Origin of the sequence: Methylocystis sp., from assembly GCF_050251305.1 — a bacterium.
Taxonomy (GTDB): Bacteria; Pseudomonadota; Alphaproteobacteria; order Rhizobiales; family Beijerinckiaceae; genus Methylocystis.
This window is the reverse complement of sequence record NZ_JBFWNB010000001.1, coordinates 24219-49406: the sequence shown is the minus strand read 5'-3', so window position 1 is coordinate 49406 and position 25188 is coordinate 24219. Positions and strand designations below refer to the sequence as shown.

The 25188-nt window shown below is 61.4% G+C and carries 31 protein-coding genes; 26 read left to right on the top strand and 5 right to left on the bottom strand.

The features are described 5' to 3' along the window. Positions 1–23 precede the first annotated feature (23 nt). From sufC to fdxB, 16 genes are all read left to right on the top strand, one after another. Positions 24–782: a Fe-S cluster assembly ATPase SufC gene (sufC, locus tag AB7F41_RS00345; protein ID WP_428385922.1), complete on the top strand. Its 759-nt coding sequence runs from the start codon at positions 24–26 to the stop codon at positions 780–782. 3 nt (positions 783–785) lie between these two features. Beyond that, a complete protein-coding gene (gene sufD / locus AB7F41_RS00340; RefSeq protein WP_428385924.1) occupies positions 786–2105 on the top strand; it encodes a Fe-S cluster assembly protein SufD in 1320 nt (439 codons plus the stop codon). 665 nt (positions 2106–2770) lie between these two features. Then, a complete protein-coding gene (gene nifB, locus AB7F41_RS00335; RefSeq protein ID WP_428385931.1) occupies positions 2771–4282 on the top strand; it encodes a nitrogenase cofactor biosynthesis protein NifB in 1512 nt (503 codons plus the stop codon). Between the two features lie 36 nt (positions 4283–4318). Continuing rightward, positions 4319–4543, top strand: a complete 225-nt coding sequence (locus AB7F41_RS00330) for a 4Fe-4S binding protein (protein ID WP_014892097.1) — start codon at positions 4319–4321, stop codon at positions 4541–4543. Positions 4544–4554: 11 nt separating this feature from the next. Continuing rightward, positions 4555–4893: a HesB/IscA family protein gene (locus tag AB7F41_RS00325; protein WP_428385927.1), complete on the top strand. Its 339-nt coding sequence runs from the start codon at positions 4555–4557 to the stop codon at positions 4891–4893. Positions 4894–4904: 11 nt separating this feature from the next. Continuing rightward, positions 4905–5438: a tetratricopeptide repeat protein gene (locus AB7F41_RS00320; protein ID WP_428385929.1), complete on the top strand. Its 534-nt coding sequence runs from the start codon at positions 4905–4907 to the stop codon at positions 5436–5438. After that, positions 5428–6183, top strand: coding sequence for a 4Fe4S-binding leucine-rich repeat protein (locus AB7F41_RS00315; protein WP_428385933.1), 756 nt, complete (start codon positions 5428–5430; stop codon positions 6181–6183). Before AB7F41_RS00320 ends, AB7F41_RS00315 begins: the two co-directional genes overlap by 11 nt. A 709-nt stretch (positions 6184–6892) precedes the next feature. Beyond that, complete coding sequence (gene nifH / locus AB7F41_RS00310; RefSeq protein ID WP_428406399.1) at positions 6893–7777, top strand: nitrogenase iron protein; 885 nt, start codon at positions 6893–6895, stop codon at positions 7775–7777. A gap of 76 nt (positions 7778–7853) precedes the next feature. Next, complete coding sequence (gene nifD / locus AB7F41_RS00305; RefSeq protein WP_428385079.1) at positions 7854–9356, top strand: nitrogenase molybdenum-iron protein alpha chain; 1503 nt, start codon at positions 7854–7856, stop codon at positions 9354–9356. A gap of 64 nt (positions 9357–9420) precedes the next feature. Next, positions 9421–10980: a nitrogenase molybdenum-iron protein subunit beta gene (gene nifK, locus AB7F41_RS00300; protein ID WP_428385078.1), complete on the top strand. Its 1560-nt coding sequence runs from the start codon at positions 9421–9423 to the stop codon at positions 10978–10980. An 81-nt stretch (positions 10981–11061) separates the two neighbouring features. After that, positions 11062–12732: a nitrogenase iron-molybdenum cofactor biosynthesis protein NifE gene (nifE, locus tag AB7F41_RS00295; RefSeq protein ID WP_428385076.1), complete on the top strand. Its 1671-nt coding sequence runs from the start codon at positions 11062–11064 to the stop codon at positions 12730–12732. A gap of 4 nt (positions 12733–12736) precedes the next feature. Beyond that, entirely contained in the window at positions 12737–14113 is a 1377-nt protein-coding gene (gene nifN / locus AB7F41_RS00290) for a nitrogenase iron-molybdenum cofactor biosynthesis protein NifN (protein WP_428385074.1), read from the top strand. Between the two features lie 19 nt (positions 14114–14132). After that, entirely contained in the window at positions 14133–14528 is a 396-nt protein-coding gene (nifX, locus tag AB7F41_RS00285) for a nitrogen fixation protein NifX (protein ID WP_428385073.1), read from the top strand. Positions 14529–14537: 9 nt separating this feature from the next. Continuing rightward, the gene (locus tag AB7F41_RS00280) at positions 14538–15008 is read left to right on the top strand and encodes a NifX-associated nitrogen fixation protein (protein WP_428385072.1); all 471 of its coding nucleotides are present in this window, start codon (positions 14538–14540) and stop codon (positions 15006–15008) included. A gap of 8 nt (positions 15009–15016) precedes the next feature. Next, a complete protein-coding gene (locus tag AB7F41_RS00275; protein ID WP_428385070.1) occupies positions 15017–15217 on the top strand; it encodes a CCE_0567 family metalloprotein in 201 nt (66 codons plus the stop codon). Positions 15218–15240: 23 nt separating this feature from the next. Continuing rightward, the gene (gene fdxB / locus AB7F41_RS00270; protein ID WP_428385068.1) at positions 15241–15540 is read left to right on the top strand and encodes a ferredoxin III, nif-specific; all 300 of its coding nucleotides are present in this window, start codon (positions 15241–15243) and stop codon (positions 15538–15540) included. A 66-nt stretch (positions 15541–15606) separates the two neighbouring features. Here the strand turns inward: fdxB and AB7F41_RS00265 are convergent, their stop codons facing one another. The 4 genes from AB7F41_RS00265 to AB7F41_RS00250 are packed head-to-tail and all read right to left on the bottom strand — an operon-like array spanning position 15607 to position 17555. After that, positions 15607–15921: a hypothetical protein gene (locus tag AB7F41_RS00265; RefSeq protein WP_428385066.1), complete on the bottom strand. Its 315-nt coding sequence runs from the start codon at positions 15919–15921 to the stop codon at positions 15607–15609. 2 nt (positions 15922–15923) lie between these two features. Continuing rightward, a complete protein-coding gene (locus tag AB7F41_RS00260) occupies positions 15924–16178 on the bottom strand; it encodes a hypothetical protein (protein WP_428385065.1) in 255 nt (84 codons plus the stop codon). A gap of 14 nt (positions 16179–16192) precedes the next feature. After that, positions 16193–17050 carry a sulfurtransferase gene (locus tag AB7F41_RS00255; RefSeq protein ID WP_428385086.1) on the bottom strand — a complete coding sequence of 286 codons (858 nt, stop codon included), beginning with the start codon at positions 17048–17050 and terminating at the stop codon, positions 16193–16195. A gap of 49 nt (positions 17051–17099) precedes the next feature. After that, positions 17100–17555 carry a hypothetical protein gene (locus AB7F41_RS00250; protein WP_428385063.1) on the bottom strand — a complete coding sequence of 152 codons (456 nt, stop codon included), beginning with the start codon at positions 17553–17555 and terminating at the stop codon, positions 17100–17102. A gap of 144 nt (positions 17556–17699) precedes the next feature. Between AB7F41_RS00250 and AB7F41_RS00245 the strand changes: the two genes are divergently transcribed. Both AB7F41_RS00245 and AB7F41_RS00240 read left to right on the top strand, forming a co-directional pair. After that, positions 17700–19307, top strand: a complete 1608-nt coding sequence (locus tag AB7F41_RS00245; protein WP_428385061.1) for a flavin monoamine oxidase family protein — start codon at positions 17700–17702, stop codon at positions 19305–19307. Continuing rightward, a complete protein-coding gene (locus tag AB7F41_RS00240; RefSeq protein ID WP_428385059.1) occupies positions 19304–19759 on the top strand; it encodes a Rieske (2Fe-2S) protein in 456 nt (151 codons plus the stop codon). Before AB7F41_RS00245 ends, AB7F41_RS00240 begins: the two co-directional genes overlap by 4 nt. Positions 19760–19981: 222 nt before the next feature. On the opposite strand, the gene AB7F41_RS00235 is transcribed toward AB7F41_RS00240, so the two are convergent. Next, on the bottom strand, positions 19982–20572 hold the full coding sequence (locus tag AB7F41_RS00235) for a hypothetical protein (protein ID WP_428385058.1): 591 nt from the start codon (positions 20570–20572) through the stop codon (positions 19982–19984). A gap of 268 nt (positions 20573–20840) precedes the next feature. Between AB7F41_RS00235 and AB7F41_RS00230 the strand changes: the two genes are divergently transcribed. The 8 genes from AB7F41_RS00230 to AB7F41_RS00195 all read left to right on the top strand — a co-directional run bounded on the left by AB7F41_RS00230 (position 20841) and on the right by AB7F41_RS00195 (position 25167). Beyond that, positions 20841–21161, top strand: a complete 321-nt coding sequence (locus tag AB7F41_RS00230; protein ID WP_428385056.1) for an iron-sulfur cluster assembly accessory protein — start codon at positions 20841–20843, stop codon at positions 21159–21161. A 64-nt stretch (positions 21162–21225) separates the two neighbouring features. Next, the gene (locus AB7F41_RS00225) at positions 21226–21525 is read left to right on the top strand and encodes a NifU family protein (protein ID WP_428385055.1); all 300 of its coding nucleotides are present in this window, start codon (positions 21226–21228) and stop codon (positions 21523–21525) included. 14 nt (positions 21526–21539) lie between these two features. Then, positions 21540–22727, top strand: a complete 1188-nt coding sequence (gene nifS, locus AB7F41_RS00220; protein ID WP_428385053.1) for a cysteine desulfurase NifS — start codon at positions 21540–21542, stop codon at positions 22725–22727. Between the two features lie 37 nt (positions 22728–22764). Beyond that, on the top strand, positions 22765–22983 hold the full coding sequence (gene nifT, locus AB7F41_RS00215; RefSeq protein WP_428385052.1) for a putative nitrogen fixation protein NifT: 219 nt from the start codon (positions 22765–22767) through the stop codon (positions 22981–22983). Positions 22984–22988: 5 nt separating this feature from the next. Next, entirely contained in the window at positions 22989–23852 is an 864-nt protein-coding gene (locus tag AB7F41_RS00210; protein ID WP_428385050.1) for an SIR2 family NAD-dependent protein deacylase, read from the top strand. Positions 23853–24236: 384 nt separating this feature from the next. Further along, positions 24237–24539, top strand: coding sequence for a nitrogen fixation protein NifZ (locus tag AB7F41_RS00205; RefSeq protein WP_428385048.1), 303 nt, complete (start codon positions 24237–24239; stop codon positions 24537–24539). An 11-nt stretch (positions 24540–24550) separates the two neighbouring features. Continuing rightward, a complete protein-coding gene (locus AB7F41_RS00200; RefSeq protein ID WP_428385046.1) occupies positions 24551–24790 on the top strand; it encodes a nitrogen fixation protein NifZ in 240 nt (79 codons plus the stop codon). A 17-nt stretch (positions 24791–24807) separates the two neighbouring features. Further along, positions 24808–25167, top strand: a complete 360-nt coding sequence (locus AB7F41_RS00195) for a hypothetical protein (RefSeq protein ID WP_428385045.1) — start codon at positions 24808–24810, stop codon at positions 25165–25167. Positions 25168–25188: the final 21 nt, after the last annotated feature.

The window sequence follows — 25188 nt, the reverse complement described above, 5'->3', positions numbered from 1 at the left end:
CTCAACAGATTGGGAGTGGTGGGATGACGGCGCTACTGGAAATTCGCAACCTCAAGGCGGAAATTGCCGGCAAGCAGATTCTGAACGGCTATGATCTCACCGTGAAGGCGGGCGAGGTGCATGCGATCATGGGGCCGAACGGCTCCGGCAAATCGACGCTGTCCTATGTGCTTTCCGGCCGCCCCGGCTACAACATCACCGAAGGGCAGGCGCTGCTCGACGGCGCTGATCTCTCGGAGATGACCGTCGACGAACGCGCCGCGGCCGGTCTGTTCCTCGCGTTTCAGTATCCGCTGGAGGTTCCGGGCGTCGCGACCATGACGTTCCTGCGCGCCGCGCTCAACGCGCAACGCAAGAAGCGTGGCGAGGAGGAAATGTCCTCGCCCGATCTGATCAAGCGCGTCAAGGAGCTCGCCAAGATCCTGGACATGGACATGGACATGCTGCGGCGTCCGGTGAACGTCGGTTTCTCCGGCGGCGAGAAGAAACGCGCCGAGACGCTGCAGATGATGCTACTCGAGCCTAAGGTGTGCATTCTCGACGAGACCGACTCCGGGCTCGACATCGACGCGCTGAAAGTCGTCTCCAACGGCGTCAATCAGTTGCGCTCGAAGGACCGGGGGATCGTTGTGATCACCCATTATCAGCGTCTGCTCGATTACATCACGCCGGACGTCGTGCATGTGCAATCGGCCGGCCGCATCGTGCGGACCGGCGGGAAGGAGCTCGCGCTGGAGCTCGAAGAAACAGGCTACGCGAGCTACCAGAGCGAGGCGGCTTGAGTCATGGACAACGCACCGACCACGCCGCGCAAGCTCACTGACGCCGAGGTCCGGCTGGCGGAAATATTCGCCGCCCAGCCGAGCGACGGCGCCACGCAACTCGCCCAGATGCGCACCGCCGCGTTCGACGCCTTCTCCAAGACAGGGCTTCCCAACCGACGCGACGAGGCCTGGAAATACACCGATCTGCGCTCCCTGCTGCGCGACGTGAAGCCCCTGGCCTCGCCGCCGGAGGACAGCGCCAAACAAAGCGCGCAGGACGCGGCGGTTCTTGAAGGCGTCGGCGCGCGCCGCATCGTCTTCGTCGGCGGCTATTTCGTTCCGGCGCTTTCCGATCTCGCCGATCTGGAAAAAGGGCTCAGCGTCATGTCGCTGTCCGAGGCCTTGGCCAAGGGCGACGCCGCGACGACCGCGCAACTCGGGAAGGCGGGCAAGGTCGATGATCCGGCCTTCGCGCTCAACACGGCGCTCATGGGCGAAGGCGTCGTGATCCGGGTCGCCGCCGACGCCTGCGTCGATCGGCCGATACAATTGGTGTTCGTCGCGGGCGCTCAGCCGGCGACCTATTTTCTGCGCTCGCTGGTCATTGTCGAGAAAGGCGCGCGGGCGACGCTGATCGAGACCTTCGAGGGCGCGACAAGCGAAGAATATCACGTCAACGCCGCGACCGAGGTCGTATTGGAGGAAGGCGCGTCGCTTGAACGGCTGAAGATCAGCCGCGAGGGCGCCGCCGCGATGCATGTCTCGACCTTCGTCGCCGCGCTCGCCGCCGATAGCCAGCTCAACGATCTAGGGCTCAATCTCGGCGGCGCGGTGTTGCGCAACCAGTCCTTCATCAACCTCAACGGGCATAACGCCCATGCCGCGCTGCGCGGCGCCAACATCTTGAAGGACAAGGAACACGCCGACGCCACCTTGTTCCTCGACCACGCGGCGGAGCGCGCGGAAAGCAAGGCGCTGTTCAAATCGGTGCTGAACGACTCGTCGCAGGCGGTCTTTCAGGGAAAAATCCTGGTTCGGCCCGGCGCGCAAAAGACCGACGCGCGCATGATGGCGCGAGCGCTCCTGCTGTCCGATGGCGCGCAGGCCAATTGCAAGCCGGAGTTGGAAATCTTCGCCGACGACGTTCAATGCGCGCATGGCTCGACCGTCGGCGCGCTGGACGAGAACTTGGTCTTCTATCTGATGGCGCGCGGGATCTGCCGGGCGGAAGCTGAATCGCTGCTCACGGAAGCCTTCATCGGCGAAGTGATCGACGCCGTGGAGAATCGCAGCGCGCGCGAGGCGCTGACCACGCTGGTTTCCGAACGTCTGAGAAGGTGACAATGATCCCAAGGCCTGCGCGCGTCATGAGCTGTTAGCTGACGTCGCGGGCCGTCAGGGACGTTCCGACGTCGGACGTGACGTCCACGGGCCGCCGCCCGCCGATTTGGCCGGCGCGGCGGCGTAAAACCCTGCGTCGCCTTTTTGCCGATTGGAACGCGCGCGTCCGGGCGCGATCCGATGATCGTCGATTGAACGGGAATCGCCGTCCAGGCGAGGACCAACCCCGCCAAGCCGTTGTCGAATCGCATCGCCGACGCCGCCAACGGCCGGGCGTCGTTCGCGCGGGGCAATGCAGGACCGACGCGGCTCTGCGCCGAGAGATTTTAGAGAAGGCCCATCCGACCCTCGTCTGATCCATGGACCGCCGGGCGCCGGAATACGAAGGACGATGTTGAATCTGTAACAAGTGTCGTGCCGTGGAATGTCGTGACGTGTTGGGATATTTACATTGCTTTATCAGAATAACTAATTGAATTACCTAGAAAATTTTTTGATATAGCGCTGGCATGGTTGTTGCTAACCGTTCCACAAACTGATGCATCGCTCCGTCTCAGCCGAACGTCGGCCCAGGCGACTTTGCAGCGAGAGAAGGAAGCACAGCCATGACGTCTCTGGATGTTGGAACGGCGGACGCAGCTGAAGGGGTGAACGCGGCAGTCGCGATGGACGACGTGATGCAGAAGATTGCCGAGCACAAGGGGTGCGGCACGTCGGGCGGAAGCGGAAAAGCGAGCTGCGGGTCGGGCGCCGGACAGGGCGACCTTCCGACCGAGATTTGGGAGAAGGTCAAGAACCATCCCTGCTACAGCGAAGAAGCGCACCACCATTATGCGCGTATGCATGTCGCGGTCGCGCCGGCCTGCAACATCCAGTGCAACTATTGCAATCGCAAATATGATTGCGCCAATGAATCGCGTCCCGGCGTCGTCAGCGAGAAGCTGACCCCGGAGCAGGCCGCGAAGAAAGTTTTGGCCGTCGCCTCGACCATTCCGCAGATGACGGTTCTGGGCATCGCCGGCCCGGGCGATCCGCTCGCCAATCCGGAAAAGACCTTCAAGACGTTCGACCTGATTTCGCGCACGGCGCCCGATATCAAGCTCTGCCTGTCGACCAACGGTCTGGCGCTGCCGGATCACGTTGACACGATCGCCGGCTATAACGTCGATCACGTCACGATCACCATCAACATGGTCGATCCCGAGGTCGGCGCGAAGATCTATCCGTGGGTGTTCTGGAAGCATAAGCGCTACACCGGAGTCGAAGCGGCGAAGCTCCTCACCGACAGGCAGCTGCAAGGCCTCGAAATGCTCACCGAGCGCGGCATTCTGTGCAAGGTGAATTCGGTGATGATCCCCGGGATCAACGACAAGCATCTCGTCGAAGTGAACAAGGCCGTCAAATCGCGCGGCGCGTTCCTGCACAACATCATGCCGCTGATCTCCGCGCCGGAGCACGGAACGGTGTTCGGCCTCAATGGCCAGCGTGGTCCGTCGGCCCAGGAGCTGAAGGCGCTGCAGGACAGCTGTGAAGGCGAGATGAACATGATGCGCCATTGCCGCCAGTGCCGCGCCGACGCGGTCGGCCTGCTCGGCGAGGATCGCAGCGCAGAGTTCACCACCGAAAAAATCATGGCGATGGAAGTTGATTACGATCTCGAGTCGCGCAAGGCCTATCAGGAGAAGGTCGAAGAAGAGCGCGTCGCCAAGGTCGCCGCAAAGCAGGAAGAGTTGGCGACGCTGGCCGGCGCGGCTAGCGACATCAAACTGCTGATCGCGGTGGCGACCAAGGGTTCGGGTCTGATCAACGAACATTTCGGTCACGCCAAGGAGTTCCAGGTTTACGAACTCTCGACGTCAGGCGCCAAATTCGTCGGACATCGTCGCGTCGATCTCTACTGTCAAGGCGGATATGGCGACGAGGACAGCCTCGAGACGGTTATCCGCGCGATCAACGACTGCCATGCGGTGTTCGTCGCCAAGATCGGCGGTTGTCCGAAGAACGACCTGATCAAGGCCGGCATCGAACCCGTCGATCAATATGCGCATGAGTTCATCGAGAAGTCGGCGATCGCTTGGTTCAAGGCCTATCTCGACAAGGTGAACAGCGGCGAGATCGAACATCAGGAGCGCGGCGACGCCGAGATCCGTCAGGGCGCGCTCATCAACGCGGCCTGAGGCGTGCGTCGAGAGGAACCAAGCTAGGAGCAAGATATGACGCTGAAGATCATCGCCTCGCAGTGCACGAGTTGTTCCGCCTGCGAGCCGGAATGCCCGAACGTGGCGATCACTGAAAAGAACGGCACGTTCGTCATTGATCCGAAGAAATGCACGGAGTGCATCGGCCATTTCGACGCGCCGCAATGTGCGGCGGTCTGTCCGGTCGACAATACGTGTGTGATCGATAACGCCTATCCGCGTTATCAAGCGCCGGCTTGAGGAGGCCTGCAATGAATTTTACGCTTACGCCCGCCGCCCAGAAATTTATCCGGCGCATGATCCAGTTTAGCGCCAATCCAGGCGGCGGCTTTCGCTTGATGGTGACTCCAGGCGGTTGCTCGGGACTCAGCGCGGTGTTTGACGTGGAAGCCGCGCCGCGTGACGGCGACAAGGAATTCACCGTCGAGGGCGTGAAGTTCTTCCTGCCGGCTGAAAGCCGCCTGCTGCTCGACGGGGTCGCCATCGACTTCACCGATTCCGCTTCGGGCGGGGGGCTGGTCTTTCACGATCCAAAGAACACCGGCTCGTGCAAGAGCTCGGCCGCGCCTGTCACGGAGCATGTGCATTAAAGGCGCAGGCGATGCCGATTGGCGAGCAAGCCGCTTTAGGCCCCGACGAGAAGGAGCTTCTCGCCGGGGCGCTGCTTGGCGAGGGCTTACCGCCCGAAGCCGAAGAATTTCTTCATCTTGCCAGCGAAACCTACGCCGATTCTGAAACGGCGGAGCGTTATTTGCGCCAGGCCCAGCAATGGGCGCCCGATCACGCGGCCGTGTTGATCGGCTTCTATCGCTTTTACTTCTACAAAGGCAGATTGCGCGAAGCGTTGGAGATCGCGAATCGCTGTCTCGAAAAGGCGACGCGCGAAAATAACATGCCGCGGGACTGGCGACGCGCTTCAGCGCAGGATGCGGTTTTCGACAGCTATGAAGAAATGCTGCCGCGCTTCTTCCTCTTTACGTTGAAGGGCTACGCCTATTTGCAGATGCGCCTCGGCGAAATCGAAGAAAGCCGAATCGCCATCGCAAAGCTTCTCGAACTCGATCCAACCGACAAGATCGGCGCAAAAGTCCTTCTCGGCGTGCTTGACAGAATCGGACTCGATGATGACGCGTGAGATCGACGAGGCGCGCGACTGGCGCGGGTTGGATATCGATTGTACGACCTGCGCGCATCAGGATCTGCTGGCGGCGGGTCGATGCGAATTGCGCAAAGCCTGCGTGCACGATCGATATGCGCGGCGTATCGATCGCTTCTTCAACTGGCATCCCGAACTCGCCGACAGCTACCTCTCGCATCCGCATTTCGAAGTGCGCGCCATTGCGGCGAAATTCGCCAATCCTTTTCTGCTCCCCCGCTTGTTGTCGGATCCAGACGAGACCGTGCGCTGGGAAGCGGTGCGACGATTGCCGGCGCGGTATCAGTGCGAATTGCGCAACGACCCGCATCGCGAAGTTCGAATCCGCGTCGCGACTCTGCTCGATGATCCCGATCTTCTGCCGATGATGCAGGACGAGGATTATTACGTGCGGATCGTGATCGCCCGCAAGGTTGCGCCGGCCTTGCTGGTGATGATGCTCGATGACCCGGAAGTGGAAGTCCGGCGTATCGTTGCGCAACGGATTGACATCCAATGGTTGGGGCGCATGTGTCGAGATTCGAACGCTGATGTGCGTCTTGAGACGGCGCAAAGGATGACGCCCGAGCAATTGTTGGATTTGCGCGAAGATGTCGATTGGCGCGTGCGCCATTACGTGGCGACCAGATTGAACGTGCACGAAATCGGCGGTCTGATTGACGACAGCGATCCGCTTGTCGCGGAAGCGGCCCGCGAGCGTCTCGCGAACGAAGCGCTGAAGTGACGACCTGCGCGTCGCGGGCGGCTGACGCCGGCCTGTTGAACGCCGCCGCCGGAAAATTCCGCCGTCAGGCCGATTCTCCATGAGATCGACAGCTGTGAGACCAGCGTAGCTCCGCGGACCGCGCGCCGCAGATATGCGGAGCTGAGCGCGCCCACGCGGGCGCTGGCCTTCCGGCGAAGGTCCGTAGAGCGCCGGCAAGCCCGTCGCGTCGGTCCGCTTCGCGCCTCGATCGCGCCCGACGTAAGCCCGGCGCCAAGGTCGTTTCCGGCAGCGTCGCCCGGGGCGCCGGCGCTGGCGTTTCGCCGTTCAAGCCGCGGGCGTCGCACATTTCCACGCGAGCTCGGGAATCGCCGCCGGCCGAGGCGGCATTTCAGCCGACATCACAACGACGCTCACGGCGAAAAATGCGCCAAATCTTCGGTCGCGCTGGAGCCACGCCATTGTCGCCCACAGCACATGGTTGTTAGCTTTTTGACATCGGATAACGTCGCGTCGCTACTTTATAAGTATTTGAATTCCAATACATAAATTTTTGGCGGTCACGGCCGCAAAGCGCTGGCATGGACATTGCGAAAGCAGGACGGGCTCGACCGGAAATCGAGGGCCGTCGAAGAGAACCTCTTCTGGGGAGTCCTTCTCTAACTCGGCAGCGAACGCAAGGCGCCGCAAGGGAATCGCGGCTGGAGTAAGGGCTCAAGAGGAGACAGACATGTCGCTACGGCAAATCGCGTTTTATGGCAAAGGGGGCATCGGCAAGTCGACGACGTCCCAGAACACACTGGCCGCACTTGCGGAGATGGGTCACCGGATTCTGATCGTCGGCTGCGATCCGAAGGCTGACTCGACGCGCCTGATCCTTCACGCCAAGGCGCAGGACACGATCCTGAGCCTTGCGGCGAACGCCGGCAGCGTCGAAGATCTCGAGATCGAAGACGTGATGAAGGTCGGTTATCTCAACATCCGCTGCGTCGAGTCCGGCGGACCTGAGCCTGGCGTCGGCTGCGCGGGCCGCGGCGTGATCACCTCGATCAACTTCCTCGAGGAGAACGGCGCTTACGAGGACATCGACTATGTGTCCTACGACGTGCTGGGCGACGTTGTCTGCGGCGGCTTTGCGATGCCGATCCGCGAGAACAAGGCGCAGGAGATCTACATCGTCATGTCCGGCGAGATGATGGCCATGTATGCGGCCAACAACATCTCGAAGGGCATTCTGAAATACGCCAACTCCGGCGGCGTGCGCCTGGGCGGCCTGGTCTGCAACGAGCGCCAGACGGACAAGGAGCTCGAGCTTGCGGAAGCGCTTGCGGCGAAGCTTGGCACGCAGCTCATCTACTTCGTGCCGCGCGACAATATCGTTCAGCACGCCGAGCTGCGCCGCATGACGGTGATCGAATATGCGCCGGAGTCGACGCAGGCTGGCCATTACCGCAATCTGGCGAACAAGGTCCACGCCAATGCGGGCAACGGCATCATCCCGACGCCGATCACGATGGACGAGCTCGAAGACATGCTGATGGAGCACGGCATCATGAAGGCGGTCGACGAGAGCCAGATCGGCAAGACCGCCGCCGACCTCGCGGCCATCGCCTAATCCGCCAATGCATAAGCGTCGACCTCCCAACAAAGGGAGGTCGACCGGAAATTCAGGAACATAGAGGAGACATCAAATGAGTGTTTCGCCCACATTGAACGTCGCGGAGATCAAGGAGCGCAATAAGGCGCTCATCGAAGAGGTTCTCAAGGTCTATCCCGAGAAGACCGCCAAGCGCCGCGCCAAGCACCTCAACGTCCATCAGGACGGCAAGCCTGACTGCGGCGTGAAGTCGAACATCAAGTCGATTCCCGGCGTGATGACCATTCGCGGCTGCGCTTACGCCGGCTCGAAGGGCGTCGTTTGGGGCCCGATCAAGGACATGATCCACATCAGCCACGGCCCGGTCGGCTGCGGCCAGTATTCCTGGGCGGCTCGCCGCAACTATTACATCGGCACGACCGGCATCGACACCTTCGTCACGATGCAGTTCACGTCCGACTTCCAGGAAAAGGACATCGTCTTCGGCGGCGACAAGAAGCTCGCCAAGATCATGGACGAAATCCAGGAGCTGTTCCCGCTGAACAACGGCATCACCGTGCAGTCGGAATGCCCGATCGGCCTCATCGGCGACGACATCGAGGCGGTGTCGAAGGTCAAGTCGAAGGAATATGACGGTAAGACCATCGTTCCGGTGCGTTGCGAAGGCTTCCGCGGCGTTTCTCAGTCGCTCGGCCATCACATCGCCAACGACGCGATCCGCGACTGGGTGTTCGACAAGATGGACCCGGAAGCGGCGCCGCGCTTCGAGCCGACCCCCTATGACGTCGCCATCATCGGCGACTACAACATCGGCGGCGACGCCTGGTCCTCGCGCATCCTGCTCGAAGAAATGGGTCTGCGCGTGATTGCTCAGTGGTCGGGCGACGGCAGCCTCGCCGAACTGGAAGCGACGCCGAAGGCGAAGCTCAACGTTCTGCATTGCTACCGTTCGATGAACTATATTTCGCGCCACATGGAAGAAAAGTACGGTATTCCGTGGTGCGAATATAACTTCTTCGGCCCGAGCAAGATCGCCGAGTCGCTGCGCAAGATCGCCAGCTATTTCGACGACAAGATCAAGGAAGGCGCCGAGCGGGTCATCGCCAAATATCAGCCCCTGATGGACGCGGTGATCGCCAAATATCGTCCGCGCCTGGAAGGCAAGACGGTCATGCTGTTCGTCGGCGGCCTCCGCCCGCGTCACGTGATCGGCGCCTACGAAGACCTCGGAATGGAGGTCGTCGGCACGGGCTACGAGTTCGGCCATAACGACGACTATCAGCGCACCGCCCAGCATTACGTTAAGGACGGCACGCTGATCTATGACGACGTGACCGGCTACGAATTCGAAAAATTCGTCGAGAAGATCCAGCCCGATCTGGTCGGCTCCGGCATCAAGGAAAAATACGTCTTCCAGAAGATGGGCGTGCCTTTCCGCCAGATGCACAGCTGGGACTATTCGGGCCCCTACCATGGCTATGACGGTTTCGCGATCTTTGCGCGCGACATGGACATGGCGATCAACTCGCCGGTCTGGAAAATGACCAAGGCGCCGTGGAAGGCCGACGAACAGCCGCTGCTTCAGGCCGCGGAATAAAACAGCGCCGGCGCGTTGCGAAAGCGCGCGCCGGTCCCCCAATGCATGACGCGAGGGTTCGACCATGCCGCAGTCCGCAGAACACGTATTAGACCATTTCGACCTCTTTAGGGGTCCAGAGTACCAGCAGATGCTGGCGAACAAGAAGAAGATGTTCGAAAACCCACGCGATCCGGCTGAGGTGGAGCGCGTTCGGGAATGGGCCAAGACGCCCGAATATCGCGAGAAGAACTTCGCTCGCGAGGCCCTGACGGTCAATCCCGCCAAGGCCTGCCAGCCGCTTGGCGCGGTGTTCGCCGCCGTCGGCTTCGAGCAGACGATTCCCTTCGTGCATGGCTCGCAGGGCTGCGTCGCTTACTATCGCAGCCATCTGTCGAGACACTTCAAGGAGCCGAGCTCCTGCGTGTCCTCGTCGATGACGGAAGACGCGGCGGTGTTCGGCGGCCTCAACAACATGATCGACGGCCTGGCGAACACCTACAACATGTATAAGCCGAAGATGATCGCCGTCTCGACCACCTGCATGGCGGAAGTCATCGGCGACGATCTGAACGCCTTCATCAAGACCTCGAAGGAAAAGGGCTCGGTGCCGGCGGAATATGATGTTCCCTTCGCTCACACCCCCGCCTTCGTCGGCAGCCATGTCACCGGCTACGACAATGCGTTGAAGGGCATCGTCGAGCACTTCTGGGACGGCAAGGCCGGCACGGTCGACAAGCTCGAGCGCAAGCCGAACGAAAAGATCAACTTCATCGGCGGCTTTGACGGCTACACGGTCGGCAACATGCGCGAAGTGAAGCGCATCTTCGGTCTGATGGGGATCGACTACACGATCCTCGCCGACAACAGCGAAGTCTTCGACACGCCCACCGACGGCGAGTTCCGGATGTATGACGGCGGCACCACGCTGGAGGACGCCGCGAATGCGATCCACGCCAAGGCGACGATCTCGATGCAGGAGTATTGCACCGAGAAGACGCTGCCCGTGATCGCCGCGCATGGTCAGGAAGTCGCAGCCTTCAATCATCCGATCGGCGTCTCCGCGACCGACAAGTTCCTCATGACCTTGTCGAACCTCACGGGCAAGCCGATTCCGGAAGAGCTGGCGCGCGAGCGCGGTCGTCTCGTCGACGCTTTGGCTGATTCGAGCGCCCATATTCACGGCAAGAAATTCGCGATCTACGGCGATCCGGATCTCTGCCTTGGGCTCGCCGGCTTCCTGCTGGAGCTCGGCGCCGAGCCGACGCATATCCTTGCGACCAACGGCGGCAAGGCCTGGGCGGAGAAGGTGCAGAAACTGCTCGACTCCTCGCCCTTCGGTCAGAATTGCCACGTGTATCCCGGCAAGGATCTCTGGCACATGCGTTCGCTGCTCTTCACCGAGCCGGTGGATTTCCTGATTGGCAACACCTACGGGAAATATCTGGAGCGCGACACGGGCACGCCGCTGATCCGTATCGGCTTCCCGATCTTTGATCGCCACCATCACCACCGCTATCCGGTGTGGGGCTATCAGGGCGGCATGAACGTTCTGGTGTGGATCCTCGATCGTATCTTTGAATCGATCGACGCCACCACCAACGTGCCGGCGAAGAGCGACTATAGCTTCGACATCATCCGCTAAGACGATGCGGCTCCCGCCCTCGCGGCGGGAGCCGACAACTGCAGTCGGCTGAATGCGTTCGCAACGTGAAGGAGAAGATGCATGAGTTCGCTTTCCGCCACGATCCAGGACGTTTTCAACGAGCCAGGCTGCGGTAAAAACGCGAACAAGTCAGAAGCCGAACGCAAAAAAGGCTGCACCAAGCAATTACAGCCGGGCGGGGCCGCCGGCGGATGCGCCTTCGACGGCGCCAAAATCGCGCTTCAGCCGCTCACCGACGTTGCGCATTTGGTGCACGGACCCATCGCGTGCGAGGGCAACAGCTGGGACAATCGCGGCGCGAAATCCTCCGGCTCGAATCTGTGGCGGACCGGCTTCACCACCGACATCAACGAGACCGACGTCGTCTTCGGCGGCGAGAAGCGTCTGTTCAAATCCATTCGCGAGATCATCGAGAAATACGATCCCCCCGCGGTTTTCGTCTATCAGACCTGCGTGCCGGCGATGATCGGCGACGATATCGACGCCGTCTGCAAAGCGGCGCGCGAGAAATTCGGCAAACCGGTCATCCCGATCAACTCGCCGGGCTTCGTCGGACCGAAGAATCTCGGCAATAAGCTCGCCGGCGAGGCGCTGCTCGAACATGTGATCGGCACCGAGGAGCCGGAATACACGACTCCCTACGACCTCAATATCATCGGCGAATACAATCTGTCCGGAGAATTATGGCAGGTGAAGCCGCTGCTCGACGAGCTCGGCATTCGCATCATGGCCTGCATCTCCGGCGACGGAAAATATAAGGAAGTCGCCTCGTCGCATCGCGCCAAGGCGGCGATGATGGTCTGCTCCAAGGCGATGATCAACGTCGCGCGCAAGATGGAGGAGCGCTACGGCATCCCCTTCTTCGAAGGCTCCTTCTACGGCATCGAGGACAGCAGCGACTCGCTGCGCGAGATCGCGCGCATGCTGATCGAGCGCGGCGCGCCCGCCGAACTGATGGAGCGCACCGAAGCGCTGATTGCGCGGGAAGAGGCCAACGCCTGGGCGGCGATCGCTAAATACAAGCCGCGCTTCGAAGGGAAGAAGGTGCTGCTGATCACCGGCGGCGTCAAATCCTGGTCGGTCGTCGCGGCGCTGCAGGAAGCAGGGCTCGAACTCGTCGGCACGTCGGTCAAGAAATCGACGAAAGAGGACAAGGAGCGCATCAAGGAGCTGATGGGCCAGGACGCCCATATGATCGAGGATATGACGCCGCGCGAAATGTACAAGATGCTCAAGGACGCGCGCGCCGACATCATGCTCTCGGGCGGCCGCTCGCAGTTCATCGCGCTGAAGGCCTCGATGCCCTGGCTCGACATCAACCAGGAGCGGCATCACGCCTATATGGGCTATGTCGGTATGGTAAAGCTCGTCGAAGAGATCGACAAGGCGCTGTACAATCCGGTTTGGGCGCAGGTGCGCAAGCCGGCGCCCTGGGAAACAGCGGGCGACAATTGGCAAAGCCGCGCGATGGCGCAGGCGGAAGCCGAGGCGGCGGCGCTGGCCGCCGATCCGGTCAAGGCGGAACAGGCGCGACGCGCCAAGAAAATCTGCAATTGCAAGAGTGTCGAGCTCGGGGTGATCGAGGACGCGATCCTCGCGAACCACATCACGACCGTGGAAGGCGTGCGCGAGGCGACGAACGCTTCGGGCGGCTGCGGCGCCTGCGCGGTGCGAATCGAAGAGATCCTCGAGCAAATGGTCTCGACCTCTCACGCGATCGCAGCGGAGTAGCGCGATGGCGACCGTCACCGTCAGCAAGAAGGCCTGCTCGGTCAATCCGCTCAAGATGAGTCAGCCGATCGGCGGCGCGCTCGCGTTCATGGGGCTGCGCGGCGCCATGCCGCTGCTGCATGGCTCGCAGGGCTGTACGTCCTTCGGCCTAGTGCTGTTCACGCGGCACTTCAAAGAAGCCATTCCGATGCAGACCACCGCGATGAGCGAAGTCGCGACGGTCCTCGGCGGCTATGAAAACGTCGAGCAGGCGGTGCTGAATATATACAACCGCACCAAGCCGGAGATCATCGGCATCTGCTCGACCGGCGTCACCGAGACCAAGGGCGACGACGTCGACGGCTACATCAAGCTCATCCGCGAGAAGAACGCCGTGGTGGCGCATCTGCCGATCGTCTATGTCTCGACGCCGGACTTTAAGGACGCCTTCCAGGACGGCTGGGAGAAGACGGTGACGCGCATCGTCGAGACGATGGTCGAGGCGCCAAAGAGCGCCGCGCGCCGCGATCCAACCAAGATCAATGTGCTGCCCGGCTGTCATCTGACGCCCGGCGATCTCGATGAGCTGCGCACGATCATCGAGGACTTCGGGCTGGAGCCGACCTTTTTGCCGGATCTCGCCGGTTCGCTCGACGGCCATATCCCCGACGATTTCACGCCGACCACCATAGGCGGCGTCGGCGTTGAAGAAATTTCCGCGATGGGCCAGGCCGGCTGGACGATCGCGATCGGCGCACAAATGCGGCGCGCCGCCGAAGCCATGCAGAAAAAGACCGGCGTTCCGTTCCGGCTGTTCGAGCGGCTGTGCGGGCTTGAGGCCAATGACGCGCTGATGGCCTTTCTGACGGAGATCAGCGGCCGTCCGGCGCCGATGAAATATCGCCGGCAGCGCGGTCAGCTCGTCGATGCGATGCTGGATGGTCATTTCCACATCGGCGGCCGCAAGCTCGCGGTCGGCGCCGAGCCGGACCTGCTCAATGACATCGGCGGCCTGCTGACGGAGATGGGCGCGCAACTTCGCGTCGCGGTGACGACCACGCAATCGCCGGTGCTCGAAGGACTGCCGACCGAGGAGGTGCTGATCGGCGATCTCGAAGACCTCGAAAATCTGGCGAAGGCCAGGGACTGCGATCTGATGGTCACCCATTCGCATGGAAGGCAGGCCGCCGCGCGCTTAAAGATCCCTTTCTTTCGCATGGGCATTCCGATGTTCGACCGCCTCGGCGGCGGACATCAACTGATGGTCGGCTATCGCGGCGCGCGTGATCTTATCTTTGACATCAGCAATCTGTTGATGGCCGATCACGAAGAAAACCACGAGCCGACGCCTGACAGCTGGCGCGATGGCGTCGGCTCGTCGCACGCCGCAACCTCGCACTAGGGGCGAAATCGGAGGCGCTATGAAAGTCGCATTCGCAACCCAGGATCTGAAACGCGTCGACGCGCACTTCGGCTGGGCCAAGAACATCGCAATCTATGAAATCGGCCCGGAAGGGCACGAATTCCTCGAGGCCATCGAATTCGACGGCGATCTCAAGGAAGACGGCAATGAGGACAAGCTCGCGCCGAAGATCGACGCGATCAAGGATTGCGCCATCCTCTATGTCGCCGCGATCGGCGGCTCGGGCGCCGCGCGCGTCGTCGCCAACAACATCCATCCGATGAAAGTCAATCAGCCGGAGGCCATCTCGGATCTCCTGGACAAGCTCCAGGAAGTGCTGAGAGGCGTCCCGCCGCCATGGCTGCGCAAAGCTCTGACCAAGGGCAAAGAGCGCGTGCTCGATTTCGAAGAGTGAGGAATCCCTATGTCTGAACCTAGCGCCGTGCTGGAAAAAACCTCGGTTGCCGAGCTTCCTTTCATCAAGGAGCTCATCAAGATCTGGCGCGCCCAGGACACGCACGGGACCTGGGAGTCGAAAAGCGACCTCGATCTCCTGGGCCCCTATGTCGTCGACAAGGAGGCGCGTCGCGCGCTGCCGATCATCGGCGATCCCGACCCCGAGACGATCTGGCGCATGGAGCTCTTCTTCAACGCCGTCGCGCTCTCCGTTGAACGCGCCACCGGCGTCATGATTTCGCCGATGCTGAAGATGAGCCATGAAGGTTTCGGCCGCATGGTGCTGATCGGCGGACGTTTGATCGTCGTGAACAAGCAGCTGCGCGACGTGCATCGCTTCGGCTTCGACAGTTTCGAGAAGCTCGCGGCGGAAGGCGACAAATATGTCCAGTCCGGCGTCGAGATGATCCAGAAATTCCCCGACGTCGCAAAATATTGAGGTCAGCGATGAGCGAGATCGACGAGTTGAAGGCGGAAATCAAGAAGCTCTCGGCGAAGGCCATGCAGGCGAAAATGGATCTGCATGATCTTTCGGAGGAACTGCCGATCAATTGGACCACGATCCCCCAGGTGGCGCAAAAGGCGCATGACGCTTTCGCCCAGCTGGAGGAGAAGCGTGCAAAGCTGAAGTCCCTGGAGACAGTCTAACTCGAGAAAGAAAGCTTACGGCCATGTCACAAGCGACGCGCGATGGGCGCGATTGGTGTCCCGAATACCTTGTTGCGATCGATCCGGAAAAATGCATCGGCTGCGGACGCTGTTTCAAGGTGTGCGGTCGCGACGTGATGACCCTGAAAGGGATGAATGAGGACGGCGATCTGGTCGCGCTCGATGACGACGAGGACGATGAGGTCGAAAAGAAGATCATGGTGATGAACGACATCGGCGCCTGCATCGGCTGCGGGGCCTGTGCGCGCGTGTGTCCGACAAATTGCCAGACGCATGCGGCGGAAGACGTCGCGCTGGTCTGAAAAACAATGCGAGCCTCCGTTCGGAGGCTCGCACACAACATCACGAATATATTATTCGATATTTCCTTATTCGATGCCTTGCTCGCGCGCCTTCCACATGGCGGCGATTCTGAATCGCTCAGCGATGGCGATCGGGTCGGAGAGCATCATCGCCTGAGCTTCGCCGAGCGCCTTCTTGACGATCTCCGTCTCCGCCGCGTTCAGCGCGACCCGGCCGGCCACATGGGTGGCGTCCGGCATGATCGACCAGATTTTTCCCTTCGCCGGGTGCATCTTCACCTCGGTGAGGTCGACGGCTTCAAGAACGCCGTCGAGATAGAGGGCAAAGCCCTTGACTTCGAGTCTTCGTCCGTCCTCGGTGATCTTCACGAGAGTCGTCATCGTCACTCTTCCTGTTGCGCGAGCCAGCCGTAGCCGCCCTGATCCCAAAGTTGGGCAAGCAGCTTATCCGCATTCCAATCGGGGAATTGGATCTTCAACTCGTCATAATCCCTTCGAAAGCGCGCGGCGTCATCGTCGCGCAGTTCGGCGACCATGCTTTCGGCTTTGTTGTGGAGCGTGAAGCATGTTCGATCCGGCGTGGCGGACAGAGCATATTCCTCTCCCAATTCGAGCTGATTGTCCGCGAGATCGCTCACGCGCCCCACTCCTCTTAAGCCGCGGCCGCCGCCGCTTCGTCGGCGCGTTCCCATTCGGCCCAGGATCCGTCATAGACGGGAACGTCGGCGCGTCCGAGAAGATAGAGCGCCAATGCGTCCATGCAGGAGATCATGCCCGAAGCGCACATGGTCACGATCGGTTTGCCGAGATCGACGCCGGCCGCTTCAAATCGCGCGCGCAAGCCTTGAGCGTCGAGCAGTACGCCTGTCTGCGGGTCGACCAGATCAGCCCAGGGCACGTTCACGGCGCCCGGGATATGTCCGAGCTTCTTGAAGGGAAACACGTCGGCCTGCGAACCGTCAAATTTGCCTGGCCCGCGCGCGTCGACGATCTGCTCGTCGCCGCTTGCGACAGCGCTCTTCATTTGGTCGAAACTGAAGACGAGCTCCGGTCTGAAGTTCGCCGTGAAGGTCTTCGGTTGCGGACGCACCGGCGACATTTCGGTTGGATGCTTTGCGGCGACCCATTGGTTGAATCCGCCGTCGAGCATCGCGACATTGTCGTAGCCGAACACGCGGAACATCCACCACACGCGCGCCGCGGCCGCGCCGCCGAACAGCCGGTCGTAGACGATCACGCGATCGCCGTCGCCGACGCCGAGCAGTCCGACTTTCTTGGCGAAATCCGCTTCATTCGGCAGCATGTGCGGCAGGTCCGAATTCGGATCGGCGATATGATCGACGTCGAAATGGACCGAGCCCGGCAGGTGCCGGCCGCGATATTGATTGCGGCCGTCGAGATTGGTGCTCGGATGATGCCATGTGCAGTCCAGAATGCGAATGTCGCCGTCGTTCAGATGTTCTGCGAGCCATGCCGCGCTGACGATTGGACTGGTCAGGGTTTCAGCCATCATTCAGACCTCTTGTCTGCAATTTCACAATAGTTGCGCGCGTCAAGCGTCACGGAGCGACGGGAAGCGGATAGCCCGAGCGCGGACGCGTGCCGTAATAGTCGGGCCGCTCCGGCCAATCGCCCTGCTTGATGGTGAATTTGGCGACCTTGACCGGCGCGCCGGGCGAGCAGGAGACCTCGGCGAATTTGATTTCGCGGTCGCCGCTGCCGGCGGAGAAATCCGCGACCACCGTGCCGTCGGCCTTCTGCGCGCGGGCGAAACCCGGCGTTCCCGTCGTGCCCGCCGGGACGGAATCGGCGACGAACAAGGGCGTCTCAACGCCATCCGTCGCAGGACCAAACGCCGGCGAGGCGAAGGTGAAGACCGCCAGCACGCCACTGCGCTCGACCGCTAAATCCGCTGTCGCGGGACGCGCGACCGAATAGACGGTCAATGTGCCGCCGCTCAGCAATTCCTTCAACTCGTCGGGCGAGCAGTTGGCGAATTCAGAGGCCAGATTCATCTTCGACTCCTTAGCGATGGAACTTTGCCGAGGAGGTTCAATTTTCGTGCCATAAGATCGGGTCGTTCAGGCGTCCGCGCGCCGCCGCGAATCTTGCACATTAATTGCTATTCACCGCATCGAACAGAAAGCGGACGACGCAACATGCTGGACGTAGCGATCATCGGCGGTGGTTTATGCGGCGTGGCGCTGGCGCGAAAGCTCCACCTGCGCGGTCACGAGGTTGCGATCTTCGAGGCGCGCGATCGCCTCGGCGGGCGCATTCTCACTGTGGCGCGTGACGGCGGCGGCGGCGTCGACCTCGGCCCCAGCTGGTTCTGGCCGAAGACGCAGCCGCTGATCGCGCAACTTGTCAAAGAACTGGCGCTGCCGGATTTCCCGCAGCATGACGAAGGCGTCGTATTGCATTTGCGCGAGGCCGAAAAAAGCGCCGAACGCATCGACGACAAGCGTCTGTACGATGACGCTCGGCGTTTGCATGGCGGAATGACGACCCTGCTGAAGGCTCTGGTCCGCGCATTGCCGGCGGACGCCGTTCATCTCGGTCACGAGCTGGCTGGCCTGCGCGATTGCGGCGACCATGTGATGCTCGAATTCAAGACGGGCGAAGAGCCCATGGAAATTGCCGCGCGCCGCGTCGTTCTGTCGCTGCCGCCGCGCCTGCTGCGTGAGACCGTCAGCTTCACGCCGCCGTTGGACGATGCGACGGACCAGGCCATGCTTGGCACCGAAACCTGGATGGCGGCGCAGGCGAAGGTTGGCATGGAGTTTCGCGACGCCTTCTGGCGCGAACGGGGCCTCTCCGGCTCCGCTTTCGTCACGCATGAGCAGGCCGTGATCGGCGAAATCTTCGACGCCTGCGACATGTCGGCGGGCCTTCACGCGCTCGGCGGCTTTCTCGCCCTGGACGCCGACACGCGCAAGGCGTTCGGCGTGGGTTTGCCGATCTTGCTCGAGAGCCAAATCTGCAATGTGTTTGGCCTTAACGTCGAACCGCTGCAGATTCATTATCAGGACTGGGCGAGCGAGCGACTGACCTGCAGCGCGGCGGATCGCGCGCAGCAGGGCGGCGACGGCACGCATGATGTGGCGAATCCGTTGTTGCGTCAGCCGTTGTGGGACAAGAAGCTCTTTCTTGGCGGCTCGGAAACAGCGGCGCGCAACGCCGGCTATCTGGAAGGCGCTTTGGACGCCGCGCGCCGCATCGAACGCGCCTTGGCGTCGCTTGACGCGAAAAAGACGAATTCCGGCGACGCGCTCTTCGACGATATGCCGATGAATGAGGCGAGTCTGGCGCGTTTCTCCGCTTGGGTGGACGCCCGCGCCGATGAGGTGTTCGAGAATTATCGCCGGCGGCTCAATCGCGCGCTGGCGTCGCAAGAGCGCGACAATCTCACGCAGGTCGCCGTGCTTGGGGCGATGGAGGAAGTATTCCAGCAGGCGCTGGGCGTGTTGGCGACGCTGCCCTTCGAAATGGACGACGTCGCCATCGAACGCGGCCGCACGGCGCTAACGCCGAGCATACAAAAGCCCTTTGGCGATTTGCTGCAGTCGATCATGGATGACGTGGTCGCCTTCAACCAGACGTCCTGCGCCCTTTCAAATTTCCCGGGCGAACATAAATTGTCGCGGGACTATACTCAGGTCATCATGCAGGACATCGCCGCCGCCTGGCGGGAATTTTCGCTTGCGGCGAACGGACTATTGCTGGCGAAGCGGGACAAGGCCCAGATGCAGGAGACGTCGCGATGAGCGAGCAGGAAACGACGATCGAACAGGACGCGGCGGCCGACGTGGTCGTCTACGCCATTTGCGCGATGAGCGACATTCCAAGCCAGAAGGCGCGCGGCTTCAACCTCGTGCGGGTCGACGACAACGGCGAAGAGAAGCCGTTCCCGATCGTCGTCGTGCGCTGGGGCAAGCAAGTGTTCGGCTATGTGAACAAATGCCCGCACGACGGCGTCAATCTCGATTGGGAGCGAAATACGTTCCTTGAACCCAATTACGGGCTGCGCCTGATGTGTGGCAAGCACGGCGCGCTGTTCGAGTTCGGCACCGGCATGTGCGTCGAGGGCCCGTGCAAGGGGCGCGCACTCAACCCTGTGGATCTCGTGGTCGTCGACAACGACATCTGCGTCGTCGGAATCAAGCTGGCCGAGGATGTGGACGAAGACGATGAGGAAGGGGAATGCGCCGGCGATTGAGCGCGCTGTGAATCCGCCCGCTTCCGTCGTTCAAGCGAAAGCCAGCGTGAGCAGGCGGGCGACGGAGCAGGCGCTCATGTTGCGGATCGCCCGCGCATCGCGTGTGTTCTACGCGCTCGATCGCGCCTCTCCCCGTCAATGACGGGTCTCATGCAATGGACAAAGGCGGAGGGCGGCCGGGGCGGCGCTAAACGCGGCCGCCGGCTCCTTGGCGCGACCGAGTTAGACTGGTCGATTTTCGTTGCGGTTCTTGACCGGCTCCATCCGCTCGACGCCCTGTTGATAGGCGATGGTCTCGAAGGAATCGTTGAATTTCAGCGCCGTATCGAGAAGGACATCGGTCTTGCCGCCAGTGTCGAGCTTCTTGATGTCGTTCTTGTCGACCATGGCGAGATCCATCATCTCTTTCCAGACGGTGGATTCGTCGCAGGGCAGCACATTGTAGGTGATGTCGCCGAGCTTGACGCGGAATTTCGAGAGCAGGTCGATATTGTTGCAGAACATGAAGTAGGCGCCAGTCGGCGAGAGAAGATCGCCGATGACTTCGTGGGCGGTTTCAAGATAGGCGAAATTATGGAGATAGCCGGCGAGGATCGGGATCGTCGCTTCGCCCTCGTTCGCGAAGGTCAGCACCTGCTCGATGCAAAATTCCGGCGGCCGTTTTTCGTCGGCCACCTGCGCCTGAAATTTCAGCGCGATGTCGCCGCGAAAGCCGAAACGGCCCGGCTTGCTGGTTGGCCCTTTAAGCACTGCGTTGAGCAGGCGGCCCTCCCGTTCCAACCGAGCAAGGGCAGTCTTCTCAATTTGAGTCATAGACAGTTCTCCGCTTTGCAATCCGAACGCAGTCTCCGCGCGGGTGATCCTTCGTCACGCCGCGCCATATGCAAGAACTTCGCCGGATTTTCGGGGCGTCGGCCAAGCCTAGCGTGCGACGGAAGCGACACGTCGCGGGGCCCAATGTGCGAAACCAGACAAAAGCCGGCCGATCTCCCAGGGAATTCCGCGCTGTTCAGCCCGTTACCGTTGCGGCACATGAATTGCTTCGGTCCCCGCAGCCGCATTTCGATACTGGACCAGCAACATGATCAACCTGACCGACAGCGCCATAAATGCAGTGCAGACAGCTATTGCCAGCGCCGCCGACCCCGTCGATGGGCTGAGGATCATGGTGGAGGCCGGCGGATGCGCCGGCTATCAGTACAAAATGGGTCTCGTGCGCGAAGCCAGTCCCGACGACACGGTTATCGAGCGCAGCGGCGTCAAGGTGTTTATCGACAACACCAGCCATGAACTGCTGACCGGCACGACCATCGACTATGTCGTCGCCGTGCAGGGCTCCGGCTTCACCTTCGACAATCCGAATGCGCAGTCGAGCTGCTCCTGCGGCAAATCATTCGGATAATTCGGCCCGACTTCACAATCCAGGAGAGCGCGTCCACGGGACGGCGCGGCGGAAGGACCAGGCGATGTTGCACGACAATCAGAAGAACGAAGAGGTTGGCCAGATCGAAGCGGCTCCGTCGCCGGAGCGCGAGCAGGTCATTCGCGCCGTCATCGACGAGATTCGTCCGAATCTGCGCCGTGACGGCGGCGATTGCGAGCTCATCGAGATCTGCGGCAACAAGATCATGGTGCGACTCACGGGAGCCTGCGTGCTCTGCAAGCTGAGCAGCGCTACGCTGGAAGGCATTCAGGCCAAGCTGATTGAAGAGCTCGGCGAATTCGTGCGGCTGGTGCCTGTGCCGGGTGCGGCGGCGCGTCTTTAAGCGAGAGAGTGTCGATGCGGCGCGTTTATCTCGACAATAACGCGACGACGCGCACCGATCCTGAAGTCGTGGCGAAGATGCTGCCGTTTTTCAGTCAGGAATTCGGCAACGCTTCTTCATCGCACGGTTTCGGCGTCGAGGTTTCGGGGGCGGTGCGAGAGGCGCGCCGCAGCGTTCAGGCGCTCCTCGGCGCGGCGCATGACCACGAAATCGTGTTCACCTCCGGCGGCACCGAATCCGACAATGCCGCGATCATGGCCGGGCTCGCCGCGCAGGACGGCCGCGACGAGATCGTGACTACCGCCGTCGAACATCCGGCGATCCTGTCTCTCGTCGAAACCTTGCAAAAGACTCGTGGCGTCACGGCGCATTTCATTGGCGTCGACGCGCGCGGGCGCATTGATCTCGACGCCTTTCGCGCGGCCTTGGGGCCGAAGACCGCGATCGTTTCGGCGATGTGGGCGAACAACGAAACCGGCACGCTGTTTCCCGTCGAGGAACTGGCGCGGCTCGCCCATGAGGCGGGCGCCTTGTTTCACACCGACGCAGTGCAGGCGGTCGGCAAAATTCCGATCGAACTGAAAGCCACGCAGATCGATTTCCTGTCGCTCTCCGGGCATAAGCTGCATGGCCCGAAGGGGATTGGCGCGCTTTACGTGCGCAAGGGAACAAAATTCGCTCCTTTCATTCGCGGGGGCCATCAGGAGCGGGCGCGCCGGGGCGGGACGGAGAATACGCCCGGGATTGTCGGATTGGGCGCCGCCGCCGAACTGGCGCACAAGCGCCTGCAGGAAGACGCCGCCCATATCGCGGCCCTGCGCGACAGGCTCGAAAGCGGCGTCATGGAGCGGATCAGCCAGTGTCGGATCTCGGGCGACGTCGACAATCGACTCGTCAACACATCCAACATCGCCTTTTCCGACATCGAGGGGGAAGCGGTGCTGACCCATTTGGATCGCGCCGGGATCGCCGCCTCGACCGGCTCCGCCTGCACGGCGGGCTCGACCGAGCCTTCGCATGTGCTGCGCGCGATGAATGTGCCGGAAGAAGCGCTGCACGGCGCGATACGCTTTTCCTTCTCGCGAGAAAACACGGCCGAGGAGGTCGACGGAGTCCTGGAGACGCTGCCCGGCATCGTCGCCAAGCTGAGGGACATCGCGCGAGCGTCGCGTCAAACGGACGCGCAGCTGCTCACGAACTAGCGCAGGGCGCGATCAACGCGCCAAAGGAGTCGATGTAATGAAGATTATGATCCGCCGTTCGCCAGAGACCGGCTTGTCGATCTACGTCCCCAAAAAGGACTTGGAAGAGCCGATCGTCGAAAGCGAGCACGAAAGCTTGTGGGGCGGCTGGATCAAGATCGCGAACGGCTGGGTGCTCGATCTGCCCGAAATGGCGGCCGGCACGTCGCTTCCGATAACGGTCAATGCGCGCAAGCGCGGCGATGACGGGGAGTGAGAGCGATGAACGCGCCATTTGATGGCTACGCCCTCCTCGAAGGCCAGAAAGCCGAGGACGCGCTCGGCAAGATCGCCGACGAGCTGAAGACGGGCGCCGTTATTCCCTACATCGGTCCAGGGCTGACGCAGCTTACGCCCACCGAGGTGCCGATGACGCCCGAAGCGCTTGCCGCATTCTTCGGGACGAAGGTGGCGCTGCCGAAGCGCGCCAAAGGCAACGCCTGGGCCAGCGCGCAGCACATCGAGAGCATGAAGCATCGCTCGACCGTCTCGGCTCTGATGTCCCAGGCGTTCACCGACAGCATCGCGCCGACGCCGCTGCACCATTACCTCGCGTCGCTGCAGCTGCCGATGATTGTCGACACCTGGTACGACGCGACCATGCGCTCGGCGCTTGAAGGCCGCAGCGATTGGGGCGAGATCCAGGGCATTACCCGCGCCGGCATCGGCGAGGACCGCTGGTACCGCTTCTACGAAGCTGACGGCGCGGAATCCACCAAGGAAAAAGCCGAGACCTGGAAGACGATCCTCTACAAGCCGCATGGCGGCATCGCGCCGGCCAAGAATTTTCTGATCTCCGACGCGGATTACGTCGAGGTGCTGACGGAAATCGACATTCAGACGCCCTTGCCCGACGCAGTGAAAAATCGCCGGTCCGAGCGGAGCTTTCTGTTTATCGGCTGTCGCTTCCACGATCAGCTGTTGCGCACTTACGCCCGGCAGATCATGAAGCGCTCGACGACGGTGCATCACGCGATCGTCGATCCCGCGGCGCTGACGAAAAACGAACTCAAGTTCCTGACCATCCAGGGCATCATTCCGATCGCGCTGCCTCTCGAGCGTGCCTCCGAGATCCTGATCCGCTGAATCGGTTGACGCCGATTCACGGCTCAGCTTGGCAATGGGCGAGTCGGCTCCAGCGATTGAATTCACGCGTCGACTGAAAAGAGTGAAGGGCTGAACGCGCCATTGCGCGTTCGGCCGAAAAAGCGCAACCAGCGGGTTTGGATGGTTGTGGCATTTGTAACATCCGATCCTGAAAGCGCCGCGCGGCTTGTCCGCAATTCTACAGCCTATATCGCTCAACGGTTTATCTTTCGCCGCCGCGGCGTGGCACGCATGTTGCCTCCTATCAAGCAAAGCTGAAATACGGCTTTTCAATTCCGTCAGTTTGTTCGACGCGCGGACTCGGCGTCAGTCCGCGACCATTCCTGGCGGCTTGAGAAGCAGGCATCATGGAAGAAGGCAGCGATGAGCAACATCGTCCGCGACAGTGAAGTTTGTGAACTGACTGCGCCGCCCGTCTTTTCCTACGGCGAGAAAGTGAAGGCGAAACGCACGATCCGCAACGACGGGACTTACGCCGGCAAGGAGATCGGCGAGATCCTCGCCAAGAAAGGCGAAGAGGGCTACGTCGTCAGCATCGGCACTTTTCTCCAACAATTTTACATCTATGGCGTCGAGTTCGTCGATAGCGGCAATCGGGTCGGCATGAAGCGCAAGGAGCTCGATTCCGCCAACCCGCGCGAAGACGTCGATCTCCCGCTGCCTTGAGGAGTGTGAACGTGTTCGAACCGCGCATGCCGAAATATCAATGGGGTCAGCGAGTCAAGACGCTCGTCGATCTGATCAATGACGGGAGCTTTCCTGACGCGCAGCCGGAAGCGCTGCTCGTCGCCAATGGCGGCTTGGGCGAGATCGTCCAGGTCGGATCGCACACCGATTCGAATACGCCGATCTACCTCGTCGAATTTAGCGACGGCCGCGTCATCGGTTGTCTCGAGGAAGAGATCGCGCCCTTGTAAGAGGAGCGATGGCGAGTATGCGACGGACGGTCATCAAGACGCAAAGCAGCGTCGCATCGGCTCAGCCGAACGATTTCGACTACAAGCGCATCACGCGCGCGCTCGAGCAAAGGCGGCGCTACCGCTATGTCACGCCGCTCGTGCTCAGGACTGCGAATGGCTATCGCATCCAGAGCCCCTGTTGTTCGCGCAACGTCGATCCGGACGGTGGGGTGATCGACATCGCGTTGCTGCTCTTTGACGAACGCAAGGGCAATTGGCGCCTTCTTCGCAAGGACCATGCAATCGGCGTGTGGGAGCTTGACAGCGAGTTTACGCGCCTTGCGGAGTTGCTGGACCATCTCAAGGAGGACGCCGAGCGGCGTTTCTGGCAGTGAGTTCGATCTCGAAAGAGGATA